Here is a 7,489-nt window from a genome sequence, read left to right on the forward strand (position 1 = left end):
CGCTATTGATTAATTGTAGGAAAAAGACTGTGGTCATCGAGGATGAAACATAGAGGAAATCTGTGGCTATTATGCGAGTAGACAGCCACATCCCCATGTGTTCTTAACACACTCTTCTGTTGCAATTGCTGGGGCAGGACCTGAATTGTAAATTATAAAAAATTTACAATTCGCGCCCGGATCATGGAAGCTTTTGCCCTTTATGAACCCAAAGCGGCCTACAGGTTATCAACTCGCATACAGACCGCCGTAAATAGTTAATTTATTTTTTGACACTCCGTGTCATATTCTTCATGCAAAACTCTCTAGGGTGGTGGTTCAAGCACCATGAATTTGAAGAAGTTAACTTCATATTATGATGTTTATTGATGAGTTTTTCACATGTATAACCCCAGTTTCCCCAAGCGATTAATGTACCTAAATGTTCACTATTGTTTAATGCATTAATACCAACTTCTCCAATAGAATTGTCACTAACATCCAAAATAAACAAATTTGAATTTGAAGCCAATGCTAATGCAGCTTTATCCGAAAGAACATTACGAGCCAAAGAAAGCATATGGATAGACTTTGAGTTAGCTAAAGAGACAGCTCCATTATCCCCAATTTGGTTGTTATCTGCATCCAACCTGAATAATGAAGGCATATTTCCCAAAATCTCAGCTCCTTCAGCTCCTATATAATTATTATTAATAATTAGGTTAGAAAGATCGGGTAATTGAGATAGAGCAATTAGACCTTCTAAGCCTATGCTACTAGAAGAAACGCTTAAGTAGTTTAATGATCTAATTTTAGCTAATATTTTAGCTCCTTCATTGCCAAGTGGATTATTATTGAGTATGAGAAATTGCACAGGCATGTTAGCGAGAATAGTGGCTCCTTCAATGCCAATATCATTACCTGATAAATCGAGAGCTTGAATCGATGTTTGCGAAATTAATTCTAAAGCATCGCTTCCTAGATGATTATATCCAAGATATAAACCATACATCGGCTTATTAGTTAGTGCCTTCACTGCATTAATAGTTAACTTATTATTACCTAAAGCAAGATAGTTGAGGCGGGGATTTTCTGCTAGTGCTTTGACACCCTCATCCGTTATTTGGCTATTGTCGAGAAAAAGCGTATTAAGTTTAGTGCTCTTTGCTAGAAAACCAGCCCCAAGATCACCAATGGGATTATTACTGAGATCCAAATCTGAGATATTTTCCAAGTTTAATAAAAGTTCTGCGCCATGTGGTCCGATATTATTATAATGCAAATAGAGCCTTCGGGCATCTGACTCATTAACAGCTGAAACCAAATCAGGAATATCTTCATCAGTGATGTCACACATACTTAACGAAAGTATCCCAAATGAAGAGATTGTTGATATATTTTCAATACATGGGTTTATGTGATGAGCTGCGAGTTGGTTTTTCTCCTTTGAATATACTGGAAAAATCAATAAACTTAAAATAAGAGAAAGACAAAAAGTTAATGGTTTAATCATTATAAATTTCCTTTGATTGTAATTGTGTCTTTTAATCGGTTGCAGTTGGTTTAGAAAATGGTGAAACCCGTTTATGACACGTTAAAGCCTAAGAGAATTTAGAAAAGGCTGAAATATGAATTGCGCGTATACGGACATTGCTTCTGCTCCATCATTGTTCCTACATCGTGCCAGTGCTCCGGCTAGCACCTAAATGACTCGCATTCTTACCAATCGATACCACTGCGCCGGGCGCGTGCAGTATATCGTTCTTTAAAAAAATAAAGCATAAAATAAGCGTTTTTTTCTGTAAGACATTTCTTAAAATATTTAAAGCAGTACAGATATCATTCATAAAACTAGAATAAATCCCACAAGAAAGGCGTTCGATTATCATAAATACTATATACACTCGTTTGTTCATAACTGAACGTGTGTTTTTGCGTAGACTATTAATATGAATTTTTCCAACGTTTATTTGATTTTATTTTTAATAAACAGGACTTAGCTTATTGAACTATAAAGCAATTTTATTGTGGATAATTTAATTTTCCCCTAAGCCGGTACTCTTTTTTTAACTTCAATAATTTTTAATTTGTCCTAACTCACGCCTTTATTACAGCCATTTAAAATAAAAATACTCTCCGAAGAATTATCCACAATTTTTGTGGATAAGCCTGTGGGTAGTCTTGTAGAAACGCCTATGAAAACGGCTTAAGAGGAATGGAATAAATTGACACATTAATGGAGAATCAGCACAACCTGTTTTTTCTCAAGAAAACAAGTAATAATAAGAATCCAATTTCGTACAGGAAGAAACGCACCCATGACCATTTTTTCATTTTCATCTACATTGGTTCAGGAGGGCTCCCTGCGTCAGATCTTCGTCGCTGTAAAACACCAATTCTATAAAAAGCTGACTCAACAACATCTCAATCAAGACAGCCGTTTAGGGAGCATTACTATTCTCTCTCTACACCAAGGTGAGGTGTGTGTTGCATTTACATCGTTGCCTATCGAGGATCAAATCCGACTTCGGCATGAAAGCTGGAACTACATTCTCCAAAATCAGCCGGCTTCGGCGGCCTCTTTTTGACGAAGCTTTTGCTGCTTTAAAAGATGAATTTCCTCTCGATCAACACTAATGCCCTTCGGGGCAGCAATGCCAACTTTGATGTTGCCATGTTCTTGGGTTATAAATGGGACAAGTTCTATGCGCTGATTATTTTTAATGATAATGAGTTTTTCTTCAAAGGCTACTTTAGTTATTTCCATTTTAGTTCTCGCTTTGTAATTAATTTCCATGCAGCCGAGTTTAGCTAAATACACTTCAATGCTCAATAGCTTAACAACTTATCCTTTACTTAACCTGAACAAGTCCACGATTTGGCCCATGGTAGAACAACTTCATTAACTAAGCCTCGTGATAGAAAAAGGTATATGAACCTGCGCACGAGCTAGAAATTAAGGGCTTTTTGAGGCCTTAAGAAAAAATCCGATGTGACGACCCACATCACTCCAAGGCGGGTGGTCTATTACCTGCCCTAACCTGCTTAAATAGAGTGCGGGTTATAAACACAAACTCTGTCGAAACCGTCATCCAAAGCATTTAATTCTTTATCTGAAAGACTTTCTACCCTATTTTTTAATCGGCTTTTATCGATGATTAGGATGCGCCACCAAAACCAATCTTGTGGAAAAAACAGATTGATTGTCTATAATAAACACAAAAAGGACTGTTTAGGATGTCATAATGCCGCAAGCGAATGACCGTTTACAGGAATTATTAGCCACTCAAGATGCTCATGCGCCTTGGTTTTTATTCAATGAACATCAGCCTGATGCATTAAAACGTAATCTAAAACTACTCAGGAAACTCAATAAAACCTCGGCCCTCTCGCTTGAGGACTTGGAGCAATTTAGCGAACAGGCAATCAACAGTGCGCTCTCAAACTACACCAAAACGCAAGCACAAAGCCCTCCTGTTCCCGTACAACCCTCAACGCCCGCGCAATTTTTTTATTCCCGCATGAGCCAATCACCTTATTTTTATGACATTAGTCATTATTCAGAGCCCAACGCCAACAGTCCATCACAGGACAGTACGCTTTCCACCTCCAAACCATCAAGCCGAGCACCATCCGAGCAAGTACATGGATTTCCATTGAATGAAAACGAAGCCTTTACCGCCACCCGTTACTATTCAGAAGACAAGAGCAGCTACGGTAAAATCGTAGCGAAAAATGGCGCCTTTACTGCGACATCAAAGAACTTAACTGAGGCGCAAAACACAGACCTGGCCTTGGAAATGAGTTATCAATGTTTACTAAACCTTCCCGCGGATAAAACAACAATCCACATTCACGGCTCGGATAAAAACATTCATCAGCTCCATGCGGCTTTGTTGTATCTGCAAAAAGAAGCAAGCCCACGGTATGACCACATCAAATTTAGTTTTCCGGAAGGGATGTCGATTACCCCCGATGAGGACTACATCAGCCGGCACTTAGGAACGTTTAGTGAACCGCCACACCAAATCGCTCAATGGCAAGACTTTCTTAAGATGAATTTGAATGCCCCAAGCCATAAAATAGACATGCAACCCAAGACCTCAGAACAACGCGTCCCACTCATCGATATGGAGCGAGTTTTTAACACCGAAGAGCTCTCCCAACAGGATAAAGCTCAGCTTAATGAATACCAGCGTTACCTTCAGGACGGATGGATTGGCGGACTCAAGGAACTCAAAGAACATTCAGGCGATACCGAGTTTTTAATGAGAAGCCATGACGCATTTTTGCAGCGCACCGAATCGGCCATTCGCTTGCTAAGAAAATCTCCGGCTCTAAACAACGAATGTGAGGCACTCATTGCTTTGTACACGAAAACAGCCCAGACCTACCAAAAAACTCTGGAAGGCCTGTACCAAAATGACTTGGCATATGAAACCCAGGTCAAAGAGCTGATGCCGAAAGTGCAGCAAGCCCAAAAGGAGGCACTGGAAGAATGCGTGCACGAACTCAGCAGGCACCTGCATACAGCCCTGGAATCCACGCGTGATTTAAGCGAAGCGCAGCAGACTCGCCTGAAGCAGCATCAAAACACCCTGAAAGACCTCAATACTTTAATTAAAAGCTCCGAAACGCTCTCCGATGAGATGCGCCGCGCGATGGGGGCTCAAATGCTGCATGCGCTTAAGGATTTGGAGTCCATCAAGGATTATTCGAAGTCGCCCCTGGTTCAGCACATGAAGGAGTTTGCCAAAGAGCAGTCGGTTGCGCAAAGTCAAATGACCCAAACCAACAGCGAGGGCTTATTACACGCCACCACCCAGGTCAAACAGCGCTTGAACCAATTCAAAAGCGAACTGCAAGCCCCTGTCGATTCGGAGGTGACCTTGAGTGCCGAACTCAAAGAGCAACTGAGTGCCCTGGAAAAACAGATAGAGCGATTTGTGGAGGGATTAGATACAGGCGAGCTGCCTCCTACATTAGAAAAACTGGGTTCCCACTTAAACGATTTATCAACCAAAACCAGCGCAAGCCTTAAGGAATGGGATGCATTAAAGCAACATCTGGACGATGCGTTACCGCACCTGGAGCACAACCGCAGTTTAGCCAAAGCTTGTACGGCACTAAAGAATCAAATGAGCACGTCCATACTGGAAACACCACCACCCAATATAACTCACGAGGGGCAAGGACTGACGCAATAGAAAGGAAAAAGTGTTTTATTAAAACACAGTATCGATATAATACGGAACTTTATCATGCAAAGGAGGACATAATGTCCCTTGAAACCGAACTATTTAAACTACTGAACAAACGCGAGTACGCCACCGTCTTAACACTACTCAAACAAAATCCCAATATAGACGTGAATGCGTTAAATGAAGAAGGCGGCTCCTTTTTGATGGAAGCGGTGATGAATCGTACCAAAGAATCCCCTGAGCGCTACGTGTTTATCGAGATGCTATTAAGTAACCCAGAATTCAAACACGCCAATAAACCTTATAACGAGGAGACAGCTACGCCAGCCATGTTTGCATTAAAAGGTGGTGATCCATTGTTAACCGAGCTGATGTTAAAATACAAAGACAGCCATAACATGGAAGTACTTTTTTCCAGAAACAAATTAATGTACGAAGCACAACTCCATTTAATATCCAGCTTAGAAACATCGTCCTCGAGACTGACGCTCGATTCCCTTCCCGCTCACCGAGAAGTATTGGCAATTTTATTGCAGATGACGGTGCAAGAAGCGATTAAACAAGATGATCCGAGCCTCCTGCAACGGGTGGTGGATGCGGGTGCCAAACTGTATTATCCGCTGAAAGATAAAACCTACCCGATGGATTTAGTGAAAGACCACCCTGAGCTTAAAGTGCATGCATGGCTTTCAACCTACATCAAACAGCAAATATCCACGAACCCAACCTTCGCCCTTGCCGCCCATGGCCTGGCGCGCAAACACCAGGAACGTGAACAAGAACTCATGGAACAGCTCGTCGAACAAACCAGTAACGACATCAAGAGCCTATTTAAATTTTTTGACTATAAAGAGCCGCAATCCACGACATCAGAAGCCCCGAAACCAGGCACCAATGGTATCAAAAATCCTGGGCAATAACAGATGAGGTATATGATTCAGGTGCTCGTTCATGAACACCTGAATCATATATAAACAAGAAAAAGCCTTGTTCGTCCGCATCCTGGACGCGCATTAGAATCATGTCGTTACCATCGAAAGATGGTCTTTATCCGGAGTCCACCACCCGTCAATCGGTTCATTCGCATCAGTAATGGTGAGGGGCTACTCGACTACTCAATTATCCTCTTTCGTTAATTAGCTTTATTAACCAATCAACCTCACTGGCAGAATTCACCTCAATAATTACTTTCCCCTTCCCCTCAGCGTTTATTTTTACCGAAACATTTGTTGTGAATTGTTGAGAAAGACATGAGCTCCACTCTTCGCATTTATCGTGAAGTTTTGCTACCGACATGGTCTTGTTATGCCTCCCAGATGACTTCAATCGGTTGGCCAAAGCCTCCGTATAACGCACATTAAGTTGTTTCTCATAGACAGCACAAGCGACCTGATATTGCTGTTCTGGCGATAGTTTTAAAAGCGCTCTAGCATGTCCCATATCAATCTTTCCTTCGCTCAACATCTCTATTACTCTAGGTTCTAAAGATAATAAACGAAGAGTATTAGTGATAGATACTCTAGAACGCCCTATCATTTGCGCTATATCTTCATGAGTCATTTGAAACTCTTCGCGAAATCGATTCAATGCAAAGGCCTCTTCAATTGGGTTTAGATTTTCACGCTGAATATTTTCAATAAGTGAAAATGCCAAGGCAACATTATCATCAATATTTCTGATAATAGCAGGAACATGGGTTAACCCTGCTTTTTTTGCTGCTCGCCAACGCCGTTCACCAGCTATAATTTCATAACTTTCTTCTGTAGTTTTTCTAACTATAAGCGGCTGGATGATACCCTGAATTTTAATAGAATTCACAAGTTCTTCTAAAATAGATTCATCAAATTTTTTTCTAGGTTGATATTTACCGTTACTCAGTAATTCGACAGCTAAATATGTTATGGATTCACGAAGTATAGATTCTTCATCCTTAAATGAATTATCTAAGGCTCGAAGCAACTTCAATCCCTTCAGCTCTAAACTAGGCACGCATGTCTCTCCTCAAATGTTCCTGCAAACGTCGCACCCACCCTGTAAACGTCGCACCCTAGGCTAAATTTATTATCAATACTTCCTGTAAACGCCCCGACTCACCCTGTAAATGCCCCAGCCCACCCTGTAAACGTCCAGTAAAATCCCGTAAACGTCCCTAACACGAACCTTTAGGCCAGATGGCAATTGACATTCTAATCATCTAAACAACAGATAAACTGATCTTAAAAAATTAAAACACGTAGTGTTTCTATTGTAAATGGAAATTTTATTAATCTATTGCATTTTCATAAAATCAAAGATAAATTAGGAAAAAC

The 7,489-nt window shown here is 40.7% G+C and carries 5 protein-coding genes; 2 read left to right on the top strand and 3 right to left on the bottom strand.

Annotation, left to right across the window (positions count from 1 at the left end; translation table 11 throughout):
- Window positions 1–262: 262 nt before the first annotated feature.
- Window positions 263–1,492, bottom strand: a complete 1,230-nt coding sequence (locus J2N86_RS16075; protein WP_252582788.1) for a leucine-rich repeat domain-containing protein — start codon at window positions 1,490–1,492, stop codon at window positions 263–265.
- A 1,047-nt stretch (window positions 1,493–2,539) separates the two neighbouring features.
- On the bottom strand, window positions 2,540–2,746 hold the full coding sequence (locus J2N86_RS16080) for a carbon storage regulator (RefSeq protein WP_252582789.1): 207 nt from the start codon (window positions 2,744–2,746) through the stop codon (window positions 2,540–2,542).
- 478 nt (window positions 2,747–3,224) lie between these two features.
- Here J2N86_RS16080 and J2N86_RS16085 point away from each other — a divergent pair, with 478 nt between their 5' ends.
- Window positions 3,225–5,186, top strand: coding sequence for a coiled-coil domain-containing protein (locus tag J2N86_RS16085; protein ID WP_252582790.1), 1,962 nt, complete (start codon window positions 3,225–3,227; stop codon window positions 5,184–5,186).
- A 71-nt stretch (window positions 5,187–5,257) separates the two neighbouring features.
- Window positions 5,258–6,100: a hypothetical protein gene (locus J2N86_RS16090; protein ID WP_252582791.1), complete on the top strand. Its 843-nt coding sequence runs from the start codon at window positions 5,258–5,260 to the stop codon at window positions 6,098–6,100.
- Window positions 6,101–6,299: 199 nt separating this feature from the next.
- On the opposite strand, the gene J2N86_RS16095 is transcribed toward J2N86_RS16090, so the two are convergent.
- Complete coding sequence (locus J2N86_RS16095; protein WP_252582792.1) at window positions 6,300–7,169, bottom strand: ParB/RepB/Spo0J family partition protein; 870 nt, start codon at window positions 7,167–7,169, stop codon at window positions 6,300–6,302.
- Window positions 7,170–7,489 lie beyond the last annotated feature (320 nt).

Origin of the sequence: Legionella lytica (assembly GCF_023921225.1) — a bacterium.
Taxonomy (GTDB): Bacteria; Pseudomonadota; Gammaproteobacteria; order Legionellales; family Legionellaceae; genus Legionella; species Legionella lytica.

What these genes read in the sequence shown, in the direction of transcription:
- J2N86_RS16075 (WP_252582788.1), bottom strand. Translation starts at nt 1,492, where the DNA reads ATGATTAAACCATTAACTTTTTGTCTTTCTCTTATTTTAAGTTTATTG.
- J2N86_RS16090 (WP_252582791.1), top strand. Translation starts at nt 5,258, where the DNA reads ATGTCCCTTGAAACCGAACTATTTAAACTACTGAACAAACGCGAGTAC.
- J2N86_RS16085 (WP_252582790.1), top strand. Translation starts at nt 3,225, where the DNA reads ATGCCGCAAGCGAATGACCGTTTACAGGAATTATTAGCCACTCAAGAT.
- J2N86_RS16080 (WP_252582789.1), bottom strand. Translation starts at nt 2,746, where the DNA reads ATGGAAATAACTAAAGTAGCCTTTGAAGAAAAACTCATTATCATTAAA.